Below are 16,048 nucleotides of genomic sequence, written 5' to 3'. Positions count from 1 at the left end.
GCAGTACGTGACCCACCTGACCGGCCCCACCTCGCTGGACGGCGCATCCGTCCTCGTCACGGGGGGCACCGGCTCCTTCGGCAAGGCGTTCGTCCAGCGCGCGCTGGAGCTCGGCGCGACCCGGATCGTCGTCTTCAGCCGGGACGAGCTCAAGCAGTCGGACATGCGCGCCCAGTTCGGCGACGACGAGCGGCTGCGCTGGTTCATCGGCGACATCCGCGACCGCGAGCGGCTGCGCCGGGCCATGCACGGCGTCGACTTCGTCGTCCACGCCGCCGCGCTCAAGCAGGTGGACACCGCCGAGTACAACCCCGTCGAGTACATCCGCACCAACGTCAACGGCTCGGAGAACGTGGTCGAGGCCGCCATCGACGCGGGCGTCCGCAAGGTGGTGGCGCTCTCCACCGACAAGGCGTCGAGCCCGATCAACCTCTACGGCGCGACCAAGCTCTGCGCCGACCGGCTGTTCATCTCGGCCAACCACTACGCCGCCCACCAGGAGACCCGCTTCAGCGTGGTCCGCTACGGCAACGTCATGGGCAGCCGCGGGAGCGTCATCCCGCTGTTCCGTCGGCTGGCGGAGGAGGGCAAGCCGCTGCCGATCACCGACCGCCGCATGACGCGGTTCTGGATCACCCTGCCGCAGGCGGTGGACTTCGTCGTCTCCTCGCTGGACCTCATGGACGGCGGCGAGCTGTACGTCCCGCGCATCCCCAGCACCCGCCTGCTCGACCTGGTCGAGGCGATCGCGCCCGGGGCCGAGACCGTCGAGGTCGGCATCCGCCCGGGCGAGAAGCTGCACGAGGAGATGATCGCCGCCGACGACTCGCGGCGGACCCTGCTCATCGGCGACCGGTACGTCATCACCCCCTACCTGGCCGGCTGGGGCTACCAGCCGCCGGCGGGGGAGCAGATGGCCGACGGCTTCGCCTACCGCTCCGACACCAACGACCTGCTCCTCGACGTGCCCGGGCTCCGCGAGCTCATCGCCGGGCTGGACTGACCGGATGCTGCCCTACGCCCGCCAGTCGGTGGACGAGTCCGACGTCGCCGCGGTCGCCGCGGCGGTCAGCGGCGAGTACCTGACGACGGGACCGGCGGTCGCCCGTTTCGAGGCCGACCTCGCCGGCTGGACCGGCGGCCACCCGGCGGTGGCGGTCACCTCGGGGACCGCGGCGCTGCACACCGCCTACGCGGCCGCCGGCATCGGGGCCGGCCAGGAGGTCGTCGTCCCGCCGCTGACCTTCGTCGCGACCGCGGCCACCGCCGCGCTCCTGGGTGCCCGGGTCGTCTTCGCCGACGTGGACGAGCGCACCGGCTGCCTCGACCCGGCCGCGGCGGCGGCCGCCGTCACCGACCGGACCGCCGTCGTCACGGCCGTCGACTACGCGGGCCTGCCGGCGGACATGGACGCGCTCCGCGCGGTCGCCGACGACGCCGGCGCGCTGCTGATGGAGGACGCGGCCCACTCGATCGGCACCGTCTGGCGCGGCCGCCCCGTGGGCTCGCTGGCCGACCTCACCACGCTGAGCTTCTTCGCGACCAAGAACCTCACGACGGCCGAGGGCGGCGCGGTGGTGAGCACCTCCCCGGAGCTGGTCGCCCGCGCCGCGGCCTTCCGCAACCACGGGCTCGTGCGCGACCCGCGGGAGCAGCGCTGGCCCGACGAGGGCCCGTGGCACCAGGAGGTGCACGCCCTCGGCCTGAACTACCGGTTGCCCGACGTCCTCTGCGCCCTGGGTTCCAGCCAGCTGGCGCGGCTGGCCGGCTTCGTCGCCCGCCGAGCCGAGATCAGCGCGCGGTACGACGCCGCGCTCGCCGACGTCCCGGAGGTGCGCACGCCGCACCGGCCGGACGACGCGACCGTCGCCTGGCACCTGTACCCGGCGCGGGTCCCGGCCGAGGCCCGGAGGGCGCTGTTCGAGCACCTGCGGGCCGCGGGCATCGGCGTGCAGGTCAACTACGTCCCCGCCCACTGGCACCCCGCCTTCGCCGACCTCGGTTACCGCCGCGGGGAGTGCCCGGTCGCGGAGCAGTGGTACCGGGAGGAGATCTCGCTGCCGCTCTTCGTCGGGTTGGCCGACGACGACGTCGACCGGGTCTGCGAGCTGGTCCGGCGGTTCTTCGGCGCCTGAGCGCCGGCTCCGCTCAGCTGCCCGCGGCCCCGAGGACGTCCCAGCCCAGCGGGGTCCCGGCGGGCACCGCCCGGGCGAACGGCCGCCCGACGACGTCGTCCCACCGCGCCGGGGCCAGCCCGCCGCCGGGCCGCAGGGCGCGGACCGTGCCGGGACCGACGACGTCACCGGCGGCGACGTCCGCCACGACCCACAGGGAGCGGCGCATCCGGGCGGTCTCCTCCTCTCCGGGGCGCACGCCGAACCGGGGTGCCGGGGCGACCGCCGCCCGCGCCGCGGTGCACTCGCGCACCAGGTCGCCGAGCTCGGTGGGCACCAGGGAGAACGCGGAGTCCACCCCGCCGCCGTCGCGGTCCAGCATCACGTGCTTCTCGACCGCGACCGCGCCGAGGGCGACAGCGGCCACCGGGACGCCGATGCCCGGCGTGTGGTCGGAGAGCCCCACGGGCACCCCGAACGCCTCCCGCAGCACCGCGATGTTCGCCAGGTGGCTGGCCGCCGGGTCGGCCGGGTAGGCGGCGGTGCAGCTCAGCAGCACGAGGTCACCGGAGCCGGCGTCGCGGGCGGCCGACAGGGCAGCCTCGATCTCGGCCAGCGTCGCCATGCCGGTCGAGAGGACGACCGGCTTGCCGGTCGAGGCGACCAGCCGGATCAGCGGCAGGTCCACCAGCTCGGCCGAGGCGATCTTGTAGACGGCGCAGTCCAGGCTCTCCAGCAGCTCGACGGCGCCGGCGTCGAAGGGGCTGGAGAAGGGGACGAGGCCGCGCTCGCGGGCGTGGGCGAACAGCTGCGCGTGCCACTCGTAGGGCGTGCCGGCCTCGCGGTACAGGTCGAACAGCCGCCGGCCGCCCCACAGCCCGTGCTCACCGCTGATGCGGAACGGCTCGCCGTCGGAGTCCAGCGTCATCGACTCGGCGCGGTAGGTCTGGAACTTCACGCTCTGGGCGCCGGTCGCCGCGATGGCGTCGATCGTGTCCAGGGCACGCTGCAGGCTGCCGTCGTGGTTGGCCGACAGCTCGGCGATCACCCACGGGGCGCCGCCGCCGGTGAGCAGGCGGTCGAGGGCGCTCACGACCGGCCCTGGGGGGCCGTCCGCTGCTCGAGCCGGCGGAGCCGCTCCTCGTAGGCGGAGACCAGCGACAGCCGGGCCCGCACCCGGGCGTGCTCCTCCCGGACCACGTCGAGCAGGAGGCGCGCCTCCGGGAGGTCGGCCAGCTCTCCGGTGAGCACGGTCGGCCGGGCCACCTGCTCCAGCCGGGTCTCGAAGGCGGCGGCCTGCGGCGCGAGGCGGGCCAGCTCGTTGGCCGACCAGGAGGACTCGCGCTCCACCGCGTCGAGGCGGTGCTGCACCTCGCCGAGCCGCTTCTCCACGTCGGCCCCGCGGTCGGCCAGCTCGTGGGTGCGGTGCCCGAGGTCGTCGAGGTGGCGCCGCATCTCGGCGACCTCGCCGCGCAGCCCCTCGATCATCTCCTCGACCCGCCAGGCGACGGACCGGTTGATGCGGTGGGTCAGCTTCGTGCGGAGCCTCACGGGATCTCCTCCATCTCGGTGGCGCCCCGCCGGTCGGCCGGGCGCGGGGGCGTCAGGACCAGAGGGTCGTGCGGCCGGCCGCCGCCCAGCGGCGGAACAGCTCGGCCTCGAGGGCGATGCGGTGCTCGGGCCCCACGATGCAGTCGTCACCGGAGGCGTGCGCCCACCGGGTCTGCTCGGGGTCGTCGACGAAGCTGTAGCCGGCCAGCTCCAGCCGGGCCTCCGGGAAGGTCGTGCGGGCCCACCAGGCGGCCATGGTGCCGGTGGTGGACCACAGGCCCTCCGTGCGCGAGTCCAGCCCGAGGTCCTCGGAGAGCGGCAGCGTGAGGTCGTCGTTGTTGACGTGCAGGTGACCGAGGTCGGCGGGCCACCACGACGGCACCAGGTCCGGCTCCCAGTGCAGCCGCCCGGGCTCGACCATGAGGTGCATCCGGTCCTGGTAGCCGGCGAAGAACCACGGCGTCGCCCGCAGCGCGCGGTTGAAGAAGACGACGTCCGCGCGCATGCCGTAGGTCTGCTCCGCGGGGGAGTCGTCGAGGCGGAACCCGTTCACCCGCACGACGAGGTCGCAGCCGTCGATGGCCGCGGCGCGCTCCGGGTCGGGGTCCAGGGGCTTGTTGCCGACGACGGCGACGGACCGCACGGCAGGGTCCCGCGCGTACGCGACGGCGAGGGACCGGATGCGGTCCCGGCGCTCCTGGGCCTGGTCTGACACGCAGCGACGGTAACCCGGCCGGGCGGCCGGAGCGGTCGAGCGACCGGATCGGCGGTCGCCTGCGTCGCCGCAGTCACAGGCGCCCCGTGGTCACCTCCGCCGACGGGCGCCCCGGCCGGTCCGCCACCCCGGCGGGGAACACCCACCGCCGGTAGACGACGAAGCGGACGACGGTGCCGACGGCGATCGCCACGACGTTGGCCGCCTGGAGCACGACGGCCGACTCCTGGCCCAGCGGGTAGCGCACGAGGGCCACGATGCCCAGGCTCAGCAGCAGGGTGGCGACGTTGACCAGCGCGAACAGCGAGTACTCGCGCGGCAGCCCGGTACGGGCGCGGCGGCTGAACGACCAGAACCGGTGGCCGAGGAACGCCAGCGACGTCGACACCACCCCCGCGACCAGCTTCGCGGTCACCGCGCCCGCGTCGAGGTGGGCGTAGAGCAGCTGGAACAGGCCGAGGTCGACCAGGAAGCAGGCGGCCCCGACGACCCCGAAGGCGCCCAGCTCGCGCGCCAGGCGGCGTTCCCCCCGGCGCAGCAGACCGCGCAACCGGTGGATTGGTCCCACGCGAGCCACTGTACGGAGCTACCCGCCCGGTGCCGCGTCTCCGGTCGCGGCGGCCGGGATAGCCTCCGATCCGTGCCTACCGCCCTGGACCCGCGAACCGGTCTGCCCGTGGTCGCCGTGGTGGGGGGTGGGCAGCTGGCCCGCATGATGCAGCAGGCCGCGATCGCCCTGGGGCAGTCGCTGCGGGTGCTGTCCGCGGGGCCGGAGGAGTCCGCAGCCCTCGTCAGCGCCGACGTCCGGATCGGCGACCACCGCGACCTGGGTGACCTGCGAGCCCTGGCCGAGGGCGCCACGGTCGTCACCTTCGACCACGAGCACGTGCCCACCGAGCACCTGCGCACCCTCGTCGCGGAGGGCACCCGGGTGGCACCCGGCCCGGAGGCGCTGGTCCACGCGCAGGACAAGCTGGTGCTGCGCCGCGCGCTCAGGGAGGCGGGGGAGCCGCAGCCGGCCTGGGTGGAGGCGCACACCGTCCACGACGTCACCGCCTTCGCCGACGAGGTCGGCTGGCCGGTCGTGCTCAAGACCCCGCGCGGCGGCTACGACGGCAAGGGTGTCTTCGTGGTGCACGGGCCGGATGCGGTCGCCGAGCTGCTCGAGCGGCACGGCACCCTCCTGGCGGAGGAGCGCGTGCGCATGGTGCGCGAGCTGTCGGCGCAGGTGGCCCGGTCGCCGTTCGGCCAGGTCGCGGTGTGGCCGGTGGTCGAGACCGTGCAGCGCGACGGGGTCTGCGCCGAGGTGTACGCCCCCGCCCCGGGTCTCTCCGACGAGCTGGCGACCGCGGCGCAGGAGCTGGCGGTGCGCATCGCCGACCGCCTCGGCGTCGTGGGCATGCTCGCCGTGGAGCTGTTCCAGACCGCCGACGGGGTGCTGGTCAACGAGCTGGCCATGCGCCCGCACAACTCCGGGCACTGGACCATCGAGGGCGCGCGCACCGGCCAGTTCGAGCAGCACCTGCGCGCCGTCCTGGACTACCCGCTGGGTTCCACGGAGATGGTCGCCCCGGCGGTCGTGATGGCCAACGTGCTCGGCGGCGCCGCTGCGCGGGAGGACTGGTCCGGGCCGGCGCTCGACGAGCGGATCCACCACCTCATGGCGCACTGGCCCGACGTGAAGCTGCACTGGTACGGCAAGACCCAGCGCCCGGGCCGCAAGCTCGGCCACGTCACCGCGCTCGGCGCCGACCTCGCCGAGGCGCGGGCGCGGGCGGTCGCCGCGGCCCGCTACCTGGCCGACGGCGTCGTCGACCCGGCCTTCGCCTTCCCGCACGACCCCGAGCACTGAGGAGCAGGGCATGAGCGACCCGGTCGTCGGCATCGTCATGGGCAGCGACTCGGACTGGCCGGTGATGCAGCCGGCCGCCGAGGCCCTGGCGGAGTTCGGCGTCGCCTGGGAGGCGCACGTGCTGTCGGCGCACCGCACCCCACGCCGGATGCTCGACTACGCCGAGGCCGCCGCCGGCCGCGGGCTGCGGGTGATCGTCGCCGGCGCCGGTGGGGCGGCCCACCTGCCGGGCATGGTCGCCGCGGCCACGCCGCTGCCGGTGATCGGCGTGCCCCGCCCCCTGGACCGGCTCGACGGCCTGGACAGCCTGCTCTCCATCGTGCAGATGCCCGCCGGCGTGCCGGTGGCGACGGTGGGGATCGGCGGTGGCCGGAACGCCGGTCTCCTGGCCGTGCGCATCCTCGCCGCGGGGGACGCGGAGCTGCGGGGCCGGGTCGAGCGGTTCCAGGCCGAGCTCGCCGAGAGCGTCGTCGCGCGGGACCTCACCCTGCAGGAGCGCCTCGCGACCGGCGGGTAGTCGGACGTCCTACGATCGGAGACGTGGGTACGAACAGCGGGCTGTACGCGTTGACCGAGGAGCACGAGGCCATCCGGGAGGCGGTGCGCGACATCGCCGAGCGGGAGATCGCCCCGTACGCCGCCGAGGTGGACGCCGAGTCCCGCTACCCGATCGAGGCGCAGAAGGCGCTCACCGCCGCGGGCTTCCACGCGACCCACATCCCCGAGGAGTACGGGGGCGAGGGCGCGGACGCGATCGCGACCTGCATCGTCATCGAGGAGGTCGCCCGGGTCGACGTCAGCGCCTCGCTGATCCCCGCGGTGAACAAGCTGGGCTCGATGCCGGTGATCCTCTCCGCCGACGAGGCCCTCAAGCAGCAGGTGCTGGGGCCCATCGCCGCCGGCGAGGCGATGATCAGCTACGGCCTCTCCGAGCGCGAGGCGGGCTCCGACGCCGCCGCCATGAAGACCCGCGCCCGGCTCGAGGGCGACACCTGGGTGCTCAACGGGACCAAGGCCTGGATCACCAACTCCGGCGTCTCCGAGTGGTACACCGTCATGGCCGTGACCGACCCGGAGAAGGGACCCAACGGCATCTCCGCGTTCGCGGTGCACCGCGACGACGCGGGCTTCGCGGTGGGGCCCAAGGAGCGGAAGATGGGCATCAAGGGCTCGCCCACCTGCGAGCTCTACTTCACCGACTGCACCATCCCCGCCGACCGGATCATCGGCGCGCCGGGCACCGGCTTCAAGACCGCGCTCCGCACGCTGGACTTCACCCGGCCGACCATCGGCGCGCAGGCGGTCGGGGTCGCGCAGGGGGCGCTGGACGCCTCGGTGGCCTACGTGAAGGAGCGCAAGCAGTTCGGCAAGGCCGTCGGTGAGTTCCAGGGCGTGCAGTTCATGCTCGCCGACATGGAGATGAAGATCCAGGCGGCCCGCCACCTGGTCTACGTCGCCGCCGCCGCGGGGGAGCAGGGCCGGCCCGACGTCACCCGGGTCTCGGCCGCGGCCAAGGCGTTCGCCTCCGACACCGCGATGCAGGTGACCACCGACGCCGTCCAGCTGTTCGGCGGGGCCGGCTACACCCAGGACTTCCCGGTCGAGCGGATGATGCGCGACGCGAAGATCACCCAGATCTACGAGGGCACCAACCAGGTGCAGCGCATGGTGATCGCGCGGAGTCTCCTCAGGTAGGGCGCCGGCCCGGGCCTCCTGGTCGGTCCGGCACCGTGCCCGGGCGGGCCCGGTTCAGCGTCCGTCGGCGCCCGGGTCCCCGTCGGACGTCGTCCGCGCCGGCCGCCGGTGGGTCTCGTACATGCGCACGGTGACGGCGAGGGCGGAGCCGGCACTGACGGCCGCGGCGGCCCAGACAGCGGCGTGCAGACCCAGGAGGTCGGCCACGATCCCGCCGAGGACGGCGCCGACGGCATAGCCGAGGTCGCGCCAGACCCGGTAGACGCCCACGGCCCGTCCGCGCCAAGCGGGGTGTGCCACGTCGCCGATGACCGCGAGCAGGGTGGGGTAGACCATCGCGGTGCCGGCTCCGAGCAGCGCGGTGCCGGTGGCCCACCCGGCGAAACCGTCGGATGCGGCGATGACCGCGAGGGCGACGGACTGGATGGCCATGCCGGCGGTGACGAGGTGCTTGCGCCCGATCCGGTCGGACAGGGCGCCGGTGATCAGCTGCCCGGCTCCCCACACGCCGGGGTACAGCGCGAACAGCAGGCCGATCTGCCCCACGGGCAGGTCGGCGGTGGCGAACAGCAGCGGGAACAGGCCCCAGGAGAGGCCGAAGTTGAGGTTGTTGACCAGCCCGGCCTGGCTGGCCGAGGACAGCGCGGGCTCCTTGAGGCTGGTCTGGGCCCAGATCTGGCGGTCGGTGAGGCCGGCGTGCAGGTGGTCGTGGCGGCCGTCGGCGCGGGGGACGTGCGTCCCCGCCTCGAGGTGGGCGTGGCCGCGGGTCTCCCGCACGAACGCGCCGGACAGCAGCAGGGCCAGGGCGATGTAGAAGAGCCCGAGCAGGAAGGGCGCCGGGCGCAGGCCGTACTCCCCGGCCAGGTAGCCGGCGAGCAGGGAGGTGACCGCGACCGCGCCGTAGCCGGCCGCCTCGTTGAGACCCATCGCCAACCCGCGCTGCCTGGGACCGACCAGGTCGATCTTCATGACCACGGTGGTGGACCAGGTGAGTCCCTGGTTGATGCCGAGCAGCACGTTCGCCGCCACGACCCAGCCCCAGTTCGGGGCGGCGATCAGCATCAGCGGCACGGGGACCGCGAACAGCCAGCCGACCAGCAGCACAGGTTTGCGCCCGTAGCGGTCCGACAGCGTGCCGGCGAACCAGTTGGCCGCCGCCTTCGTGATCCCGAACGCGGCCACGTAGGTGAAGACGAAGGTGTAGCCGGTCAGCCCGAACTGGCTCTCGGCGAGCAGCGGCAGAACCGTCTGCTGCTGGCCGACCATGCCACCCACCAGGGCGTTGACCGCGACGAGCAGGGCGAACTGGGCGGCGTTCTGCCGCAGGCCCAGTTCGACCCGGCCGGCGCGGCTCACGTGCGGCTCAGCGTTCGGCACGGCCGATCAGGCGGTGCGGCGCTGGTCGGCGAGGTCGGCGCGCACCCGGTCCATGTCCAGCCCGCGCACCGCGGCGACGAGCCCCTCCAGCGCCTCGGCGGGCAGGGCGCCGGGTTCCGCGAACACGAGGACGCCGTCGCGGAAGGCCATGAGGGTCGGGATCGACCGGATCCCGGCAGCGGCGGCCAGCTCCTGCTCGGCCTCGGTGTCGACCTTGCCGAAGACGATGTCCGGGTGCCGCTGCGCCGCGGCTTCGAAGACCGGTGCGAAGGCCCGGCAGGGACCGCACCAGGCGGCCCAGAAGTCGACCAGCACGATGCCGTCGCGGTCGACGGTGTCCTGGAAGGTCGAGGCGGTGAGGGCGGTCGAGCTCATGATGTGGTCCTTTCGGCGTCGGATACCCGCGGGGGTATGAACCGGCCAGGGCCGCGTCGTGTTCCCGCCGGTCAGCCGAAGAGCGAGATCAGGCTCGAGGTGGCGGTGTAGGCGGCGACGGCGAGGAGCAGGACGGCGAAGACGCGGGTGAGCGTCGTCCCGGACACCCGGCTGGCGACCCGCGCACCGCCGAGCGAGCCCGCGACGGCGGCCAGCGTGAACGGGACGATCACCGCCCAGTCGAACTGCGCTGTCCCGGCCCGGGCCAGCAGGGCGCCACCGGAGTTGATCGAGATGACGACCAGCGACGTGCCGACCGCGCGCGGCATGGACATGCCCAGGGCGAGGGTGAGCGCCGGGACGATCACGAAGCCGCCGCCGACGCCGAAGAGGCCGGTCATGAAGCCGACGAGCAGGCCGGCGCCGGCGATCCGTCCGATCCACCCGGCTGTCCGGCGTCGTGCGGGCTGTGGTGCGTCACCCTCTTCTCGCGGGAGCGTCTCGTCTCCGCTGCTGGCGAGCATGCCCACGGCGGCGACGACGATCACCGTGGCGAAGCCGAGCAGGAGGACATCGGGGTCCACCAGCCGGTTGACCGCGGTCCCGGCGAAGCCGGCCGCGATGCCGGTGATCCCGAAGGCGACGCCCACGCCCCAGCGCACCCGGCCGCTGCGGGCGTGCCCGAGCGCGGCGATGGCCGAGGTGATGCCGACGATGAACAGGCTGCTGGTGGTGGCCGCGCGCGCGTCCTGGCCGATGACGTAGACCAGGGCCGGGACGGTGAGGACGGATCCGCCACCCCCCAGGGCGCCCAGGCTGAGGCCGATGAGCAGGCCGAGCCCGAGCGTGGCGGCGACGATCACGCGACGGCGCCCGGTTTCCCGTCGTCGGTGACGACCGGGAGGCCTGCCTGCGCCCACGCCTGCATGCCGCCGGTCAGGTTGTGCACCCGCACGCCGGCAGCGGCCAGGGCGTCGGCGGCCTTGCCCGAGCGGTTACCCGAACGGCAGACGGCGACGACCGGCCGGTCCCGCGGCACCGCCTCCGGGGTGAGGAGACCGAGCGGCAGGTGCTCGGCCTGCGGGGCGTGGCCCGCTGCCCACTCCTGTGGCTCGCGGACGTCGAGGAGCACGGCCTCGCCCCGCTCGAGCAGTTCGGCGGCCTGGCCGGGATCCACATCGGGGAGACGGGTGCCGCGGGACGCCTCGGTCATCGTCGGTCCTTCCTGGGTGGGTCAGCCGAGGCTCGGCGTGAGCGTGGAGGCGGGGAGATCGCCGCTGGGCGGCTCGGTCGCTCCCGGCCGGGGGTCCAGCGTGCTGGTCAGGGCGAAGCGGTCGGCCCGGATCAGGGTGTGCCGCCACTCGACGGGGACACCGGAGCTCGTGCCCGTCCGCTCGACGGAGAACACCGCCGACGGCGGCCGCAGGCCGAGGGCGTCGTGCTCGGCCCTGCTCGGGACGACCGCCCGGACCGTCTCCTGCCCGCCCGTGACGGGGATGCCTGTGCGGGCCAGCTCCTCGTACAGGCTGGTGCGGCGGAAGTCGACGTCCAGCAGGGGCTCGCCGATCGAGGCGGGGAGCCAGACGCGGTCGAGCGCCAGGGGTCGGCCGTCGGCCAGGCGCAGCCGCTCGAGGTGCACGAGCGGTGTCGACTCCTCGAGCCCCAGCCGGGGGGCGATGACGCCGTCGGCCCGCACGGTCAGCACGCGGACCACCGACGTCTGCACCAGCCCGCAGGCCTCCACGGAGGAGAACAGCGAGTAGGCCATCCCCGTGGGCTGGGCGATGACCGGGTCGGGCGCGGCGAGCCGGGGGCGCCGGCCTCGGCCGGTGCTGATCACGCCGTCGGCGCGCAGTTGGCGCAACGCCTCGCGGACGGTGTGCCGGCTGACCGAGTACTGGACGCCGAGCGCCAGCTCGCCGGGGAACCCCCCGGTGAACTCGCCGGCGTCCGACCGGTCGCGGAGATCGGCGGCGAGCTGGCGCCACAGCGGGGTGCTCGCGTCGCGGTCCAGCCGTGCCGCCGGCAGGGACGGCGGGGCCTTCGGCATCACGACTCCAGCTGCGCTCACGGGTGGCGGTCGCGCCTCTTGGCGACTCGTGTACGGACAACTGTAACCGAGTTGTCCGGACAAGCTGTCTCGACGTGGATGCGTCAGCAGGAAGTCCTGGCGCCCGCCGCTGCCCCACCCACGCCGTCGGCAACCAGTCGGCCTACGACGGCGCAGGCCCTGCGCGGACCGCTCATCGCGCCGGCCGTGGTCAGCGCGCTGGGCTTCCCGGCCGAACAGTGGTCAGCTGACCGACGACGTTCTGCTCGGTCGCGCCCGCGCCCGCGACCGGTTCACCGCGACCATGCGGTCGCAGGAGGCGCTCGACGCGGTCACCGCGGACCCTCGCCCGCGGCATCGGCGACGGGCCGGCTCAGAAGGGGACGGCCGCCCGGTGCGTGTCAGCGATGGCGGAGGCCAGGCGCCGCCACCGCGAACGCCGGGCCGGGGCAGGGCTGCTCGCGAGCGGCGTGGCGGGCGTGCACGCCTCGGCCGGCAGGGCGGGCTGCAGGGGCGCGGGAGCGGGCGTGGTGATCTCGGTCAACGAGGGTCCTTCGGGCAGACGTGTGCGGGCGGGCGCGAGGCCGCTGAATCGTGCTCAGCGGGAGGGCGTGCCGCCCGGACACAGCCGGTCGTCGACCACGAGCGGGGTCACCGCGAGGAGGCACACGCAGAACGCGGGCCGGCTCGGTGCAAATCCCCAGTACACAGATCGAGAATAGGCAGAGAGCGGCGGCGAGGACAACGCCGCAGGTGCACACCGACCGGCGGTCCGAGGGGAATGGCCACATGGAGTACCGGCGCACCCCCGACCTCGCGCAGCAGGCGCTGGAGGCGGCCCGCGGCGTCGGGGTGCTGCTGCCGTGCGACGTCGCGGTCAGCCAGGCCGGTGACGGCTCCACGGTGCAGGTCCTCGACCCGCAGACCATGGTCTGGGTGACCGGCCGGCCCGAACTGCAGCCCATGGCCGGCGAGGCCGGGCGGCGTCTGGACGCGGCGCTGGCAGCACTCCGGAGCTGATTCCGCCGCCGACGGTTCGTACCCTACGGGGTAGGGAAGGACGCCGAGCATGTTCGATGTGCAGACGATCGAGACCCCCAGCCTGGGCGACCGCAGCTACCTCGTCGACGACGGTGAGGTCGCCGTGGTGATCGATCCCCAGCGCGACATCGACCGGGTGCTGGACCTCGTCGCCCAGCGTCGCGTGCGGGTCAGCCACGTCCTGGAGTCGCACGTCCACAACGACTACGTCACCGGCGGCCCGGAGCTCGCCCGGCGGGTCGGTGCGGTCTACGTCCTGCCGGCCGGCAGCGGGGCGGAGCTCGACCACGTGGCGGTGTCCGACGGCGACGTGCTCGACGCCGGCCGGATGCGGTTGACGGTGCTGCACACACCCGGGCACACCCACCACCACGTCAGCTATGCCCTGGGCGACGGCAACCGCGAGGTCCAGGCGGTGTTCACCGGCGGGTCCATGCTCTACGGCGCCACCGGCCGCACCGACCTGGTGGGCCCCGAGGCCACCGACGAGCTCACCCACGCCCAGTACCACTCCGTGCGGCGGCTGGCCCGGGAGCTGCCGGCCGAGGCGCAGGTGTTCCCGACCCACGGCTTCGGCAGCTTCTGCTCGGCCACGCCGACCAGCGGCACGTCGTCGACCATCGGCGAGCAGCACCGGGTCAACCCGGCGCTCACGCAGGCCGAGCAGGAGTACGTCGACACCCTGCTCGCCGGGTTGGACGCCTACCCGGCCTACTACGCGCGCATGGCCCCGATCAACCGACGGGGTCCGGCACCGGTGGACCTCTCCCTCCCGGAGCGGGTCGACCCGGCAGAGCTGCGCCGGCGGCTCGAGGCAGGGGAGTGGGTGGTCGACCTGCGTGAGCGCACCGCGTTCGCGGCCGGTCACCTGACCGGTTCGATGAACGTCGAGCTCGGCACCAACTTCGTGACCTACCTCGGGTGGCTGTACCGCTGGGGGGCGCCGCTGACGCTCATCGGGGAGGGCGAGGAGCAGGTGGGCGAGGCCCGCCGCGAGCTGGTGCGGATCGGCGTCGACGAGCTGGCGGGAGCCGCGATCGGGGACGTCGGGTCGCTCGCCGACGGGCAGCCGTTGCGGTCGTACCCGGTGAGCGACTTCGCGGGCCTGGCCGAGGCGATGGAGCGCGGGCCGGTGCAGGTCCTCGACGCGCGGCGCAACGACGAGCGGGCGGCCGGCTTCGTCCGCGGGTCGCAGCACGTCCCGCTGCACGAGCTCGCCGACCGGCTGGACGAGGTGCCGCAGGGCGAGGTGTGGGTCTACTGCGGCTCCGGCTACCGGGCGTCGATCGCTGCCTCCGTGCTGGACCGCCCCGGCCGCTCCGTCGTCCTGGTCAACGACTCCTACGGGGCGGCCGGGGAGGTCGGACTCGAGGTGCAGCCCAAGGGCACCTAGGGCTCCGCGTCCTGGCGGCGCCCGGACGACCGCGGCCCGCACCGGTACCCCGGTGCGGGCCGCGTGGTCGGGTGCTCAGGCGAGCGAGAGGAACAGCTTCTCCAGCCGGGCCCGGTCGAGGGTGTCGCCGTCCTCGCCGGCGGTGATGCACTGCTCGAGGCCGGTGGCGATGATGGCGAACCCGGCCTTGTCCAGCGCCCGGGAGACGGCGGCCAGCTGCGTGACGACGTCCTCGCAGTCGCGGCCCGCCTCCAGCATGCGGATCACTCCTGCGAGCTGGCCTTCGGCGCGCCGGAGCCGCTTGACGACATCACCGACGACCTGGGCGTTCTCGAGCTGCATGTCCTCATCCTCTCGCGGCCGCCGGGCGATACCCGGGCGGGTACTCCTGCGTGGAGCGCCGACCGGTGCGTGGGCATTCCCGGACCCCGAACGGCGGCACGGGGTCAGGCCCCGGCGGGGCGAGGGCCGACGATCCCGGCGTTGCGAAGGGGGCAGCGGGGCACGAACGCCGTGCAGGTCCCCATCGCTGCGGCCACGCCGAGCACGGCGACCAGTGCCGGGAGTCGCGCGCCGTCCGGCGCCTCCTGGACGAGCACGAAGGCGCCCATGCCCAGGACGAACCACCCGAACGCCCGGCGCAGCGCATCGGCCGGGACGCGGTCCACCACCCGGGCCCCGAGCAGGCTCCCGACGACGGCGGCGACGGTGACCGCGCCCACGAGGGCCCAGTCGATCGACACGGTGGCCAGGTAGCCGCTCAGCCCGGCGAAGGACTTCATGGCGATGACCAGCAGCGAGGTGCCCACGGCCACGCCCATGGGCAGCCCGCCGAGCAGCGCCAGCGCGGGGACGACGAGGAAGCCGCCGCCCGCGCCGGCCAGGCCGGTGACCAGTCCCACGACGACGCCGTCGAGCAGTACCCGGCCCACGGGCAGCTCGGCGTGCGCCTTGGCCGGGTCGACGTCCTGGCGGCCGCGCAGCATGGCCACCGCGGTGGCGACCATCATCACGGCGAAGGCGATCATCAGCAGTTGCCCCGGGAGGTGGCCGCCGACGAACCCGCCGGCCAGCGCGCCGGCCATGCCGGCAGCCCCGAAGAGCAGGCCGGTGCGCCAGCGGACGCGCCCGGCGCGGGCGTGGCCGACCACGCTCACCGCCGCGGTGACGCCGACGACCACGAGCGAGGCGGCGATCGCCCCCTTGGCGTCCATGCCGGCCACGTAGACCAGCAGCGGCACCATCAGGATCGAGCCGCCCCCGCCGAGCAGCCCGAGGGTGACGCCGACGACGACAGCCAGTGCGACGGTGAGCGCGATCAGCATCGGGTCACCGCTTCCGGGTGAGCTGGTCCAGCGCCGAGCCGGTGGCGCGGGCGCCCCGCTTGTTCCACGGCATCTTCGCCAGTGCCATCCCCATGGCGCAGGTGTCGGAGACGGCGGCGAAGACCAGCCCGCCGCCCACGAAGCCGGACAGCCACTTGGCCCTGGGGGCGACCGTGCTGCCCAGGATCCCGGCGAGGACGAGGGACCCGGCGGCCAGGCGGACCTGGCGCTCGAGCTCCCAGCTCTGCCGGCCCCGGTTCACCGCGCCACCGGTCCTCTCCCAGTCCACGATGCCGCCGGAGAGGACGGTGGGCGAGGTGAGGCCGGCCGCCTGGAGAGCCTCCTGCGCCTGTCCCGCCCGGGCCCCGGAGCGGCAGACGAGGACGACGTCGTGGTGGTCGTCCAGGACCGTGCAGAGCTGGTCGAGCGAGCCCCTCAGCTCGTCGAGGGGGACGTTGACCGCGCCGGGGATGTGGCCGGCCTCGAACTCCGCCGGGGTCCGGACGTCGATCAGCGTGGGGTCCGGGTGGGAGCTGCTGCCGAGGCGCTCGGCGAGGGTG

General features: G+C 74.4%; 19 protein-coding genes. 7 read left to right on the top strand and 12 right to left on the bottom strand.

Annotated elements, in window-relative coordinates; translation table 11 throughout:
* Window positions 1-7 precede the first annotated feature (7 nt).
* Both pseB and E9565_RS09160 read left to right on the top strand, forming a co-directional pair.
* Window positions 8-1,003 carry a UDP-N-acetylglucosamine 4,6-dehydratase (inverting) gene (gene pseB / locus E9565_RS09165; RefSeq protein ID WP_236826640.1) on the top strand — a complete coding sequence of 332 codons (996 nt, stop codon included), beginning with the start codon at window positions 8-10 and terminating at the stop codon, window positions 1,001-1,003.
* A gap of 4 nt (window positions 1,004-1,007) precedes the next feature.
* Entirely contained in the window at window positions 1,008-2,135 is a 1,128-nt protein-coding gene (locus E9565_RS09160) for a DegT/DnrJ/EryC1/StrS aminotransferase family protein (protein WP_236834724.1), read from the top strand.
* Window positions 2,136-2,148: 13 nt separating this feature from the next.
* Here E9565_RS09160 and pseI read toward each other — a convergent pair whose 3' ends face one another.
* From pseI to E9565_RS09140, 4 genes are all read right to left on the bottom strand, one after another.
* A complete protein-coding gene (gene pseI / locus E9565_RS09155) occupies window positions 2,149-3,207 on the bottom strand; it encodes a pseudaminic acid synthase (RefSeq protein WP_236834722.1) in 1,059 nt (352 codons plus the stop codon).
* Window positions 3,204-3,665, bottom strand: coding sequence for a hypothetical protein (locus tag E9565_RS09150; RefSeq protein ID WP_236834720.1), 462 nt, complete (start codon window positions 3,663-3,665; stop codon window positions 3,204-3,206). The genes pseI and E9565_RS09150 overlap by 4 nt, the downstream gene beginning before the upstream one ends.
* Before the next feature lie 52 nt (window positions 3,666-3,717).
* Complete coding sequence (locus E9565_RS09145) at window positions 3,718-4,380, bottom strand: hypothetical protein (protein WP_236826644.1); 663 nt, start codon at window positions 4,378-4,380, stop codon at window positions 3,718-3,720.
* A 73-nt stretch (window positions 4,381-4,453) separates the two neighbouring features.
* A complete protein-coding gene (locus tag E9565_RS09140) occupies window positions 4,454-4,948 on the bottom strand; it encodes a GtrA family protein (protein WP_236834718.1) in 495 nt (164 codons plus the stop codon).
* Window positions 4,949-5,020: 72 nt separating this feature from the next.
* On the opposite strand from E9565_RS09140, the gene E9565_RS09135 reads away from it, so the two are divergent.
* Genes E9565_RS09135 through E9565_RS09125 form a run of 3 tightly spaced genes read left to right on the top strand, consistent with a single transcriptional unit; the run spans window position 5,021 to window position 7,927 of the window.
* Window positions 5,021-6,232 (top strand): 5-(carboxyamino)imidazole ribonucleotide synthase, encoded by a 1,212-nt coding sequence (locus E9565_RS09135; RefSeq protein WP_236834716.1) that lies wholly within the window; start codon window positions 5,021-5,023, stop codon window positions 6,230-6,232.
* A gap of 10 nt (window positions 6,233-6,242) precedes the next feature.
* Window positions 6,243-6,749, top strand: coding sequence for a 5-(carboxyamino)imidazole ribonucleotide mutase (purE, locus tag E9565_RS09130; protein WP_236826647.1), 507 nt, complete (start codon window positions 6,243-6,245; stop codon window positions 6,747-6,749).
* Window positions 6,750-6,772: 23 nt separating this feature from the next.
* Window positions 6,773-7,927 (top strand): acyl-CoA dehydrogenase family protein, encoded by a 1,155-nt coding sequence (locus tag E9565_RS09125; protein WP_236826648.1) that lies wholly within the window; start codon window positions 6,773-6,775, stop codon window positions 7,925-7,927.
* A 54-nt stretch (window positions 7,928-7,981) separates the two neighbouring features.
* On the opposite strand, the gene E9565_RS09120 is transcribed toward E9565_RS09125, so the two are convergent.
* The 5 genes from E9565_RS09120 to E9565_RS09100 form a co-directional block, all read right to left on the bottom strand.
* Complete coding sequence (locus E9565_RS09120) at window positions 7,982-9,304, bottom strand: MFS transporter (RefSeq protein WP_236834714.1); 1,323 nt, start codon at window positions 9,302-9,304, stop codon at window positions 7,982-7,984.
* Window positions 9,305-9,310: 6 nt separating this feature from the next.
* Complete coding sequence (gene trxA, locus E9565_RS09115) at window positions 9,311-9,679, bottom strand: thioredoxin (protein WP_236826650.1); 369 nt, start codon at window positions 9,677-9,679, stop codon at window positions 9,311-9,313.
* A gap of 71 nt (window positions 9,680-9,750) precedes the next feature.
* The gene (locus E9565_RS09110; RefSeq protein WP_236834712.1) at window positions 9,751-10,542 is read right to left on the bottom strand and encodes a sulfite exporter TauE/SafE family protein; all 792 of its coding nucleotides are present in this window, start codon (window positions 10,540-10,542) and stop codon (window positions 9,751-9,753) included.
* On the bottom strand, window positions 10,539-10,892 hold the full coding sequence (locus E9565_RS09105; protein WP_236834710.1) for a rhodanese-like domain-containing protein: 354 nt from the start codon (window positions 10,890-10,892) through the stop codon (window positions 10,539-10,541). The genes E9565_RS09110 and E9565_RS09105 overlap by 4 nt, the downstream gene beginning before the upstream one ends.
* Window positions 10,893-10,913: 21 nt before the next feature.
* The gene (locus E9565_RS09100) at window positions 10,914-11,729 is read right to left on the bottom strand and encodes a GntR family transcriptional regulator (RefSeq protein ID WP_236834708.1); all 816 of its coding nucleotides are present in this window, start codon (window positions 11,727-11,729) and stop codon (window positions 10,914-10,916) included.
* 789 nt (window positions 11,730-12,518) lie between these two features.
* Between E9565_RS09100 and E9565_RS09095 the strand changes: the two genes are divergently transcribed.
* Window positions 12,519-12,749 (top strand): DUF302 domain-containing protein, encoded by a 231-nt coding sequence (locus E9565_RS09095; protein WP_236834706.1) that lies wholly within the window; start codon window positions 12,519-12,521, stop codon window positions 12,747-12,749.
* Window positions 12,750-12,798: 49 nt separating this feature from the next.
* Complete coding sequence (locus E9565_RS09090; protein WP_236834704.1) at window positions 12,799-14,163, top strand: rhodanese-like domain-containing protein; 1,365 nt, start codon at window positions 12,799-12,801, stop codon at window positions 14,161-14,163.
* A gap of 75 nt (window positions 14,164-14,238) precedes the next feature.
* Here E9565_RS09090 and E9565_RS09085 read toward each other — a convergent pair whose 3' ends face one another.
* The 3 genes from E9565_RS09085 to E9565_RS09075 form a co-directional block, all read right to left on the bottom strand.
* Window positions 14,239-14,505 carry a metal-sensitive transcriptional regulator gene (locus tag E9565_RS09085; RefSeq protein WP_236828835.1) on the bottom strand — a complete coding sequence of 89 codons (267 nt, stop codon included), beginning with the start codon at window positions 14,503-14,505 and terminating at the stop codon, window positions 14,239-14,241.
* Between the two features lie 104 nt (window positions 14,506-14,609).
* Window positions 14,610-15,488: a sulfite exporter TauE/SafE family protein gene (locus tag E9565_RS09080; RefSeq protein ID WP_236834702.1), complete on the bottom strand. Its 879-nt coding sequence runs from the start codon at window positions 15,486-15,488 to the stop codon at window positions 14,610-14,612.
* A 4-nt stretch (window positions 15,489-15,492) separates the two neighbouring features.
* Window positions 15,493-16,048: rhodanese-like domain-containing protein (locus E9565_RS09075; RefSeq protein WP_236834700.1), on the bottom strand; the 556-nt coding region annotated here is incomplete at its 5' end.

This window comes from Blastococcus sp. KM273129, from assembly GCF_021698995.1.
GTDB lineage: Bacteria > Actinomycetota > Actinomycetes > Mycobacteriales > Geodermatophilaceae > Blastococcus.
Note: the sequence above shows the minus strand (reverse complement) of the source record. Positions and strands in the feature narration are given on the sequence as shown.

Coding starts and splice junctions, on each gene's coding strand:
- E9565_RS09100 (WP_236834708.1), bottom strand. CDS start 11,729: ATGCCGAAGGCCCCGCCGTCCCTGCCGGCGGCACGGCTGGACCGCGAC.
- trxA (WP_236826650.1), bottom strand. CDS start 9,679: ATGAGCTCGACCGCCCTCACCGCCTCGACCTTCCAGGACACCGTCGAC.
- E9565_RS09105 (WP_236834710.1), bottom strand. CDS start 10,892: ATGACCGAGGCGTCCCGCGGCACCCGTCTCCCCGATGTGGATCCCGGC.
- E9565_RS09090 (WP_236834704.1), top strand. CDS start 12,799: ATGTTCGATGTGCAGACGATCGAGACCCCCAGCCTGGGCGACCGCAGC.
- E9565_RS09085 (WP_236828835.1), bottom strand. CDS start 14,505: ATGCAGCTCGAGAACGCCCAGGTCGTCGGTGATGTCGTCAAGCGGCTC.
- E9565_RS09095 (WP_236834706.1), top strand. CDS start 12,519: ATGGAGTACCGGCGCACCCCCGACCTCGCGCAGCAGGCGCTGGAGGCG.
- purE (WP_236826647.1), top strand. CDS start 6,243: ATGAGCGACCCGGTCGTCGGCATCGTCATGGGCAGCGACTCGGACTGG.
- E9565_RS09160 (WP_236834724.1), top strand. CDS start 1,008: ATGCTGCCCTACGCCCGCCAGTCGGTGGACGAGTCCGACGTCGCCGCG.
- E9565_RS09080 (WP_236834702.1), bottom strand. CDS start 15,488: ATGCTGATCGCGCTCACCGTCGCACTGGCTGTCGTCGTCGGCGTCACC.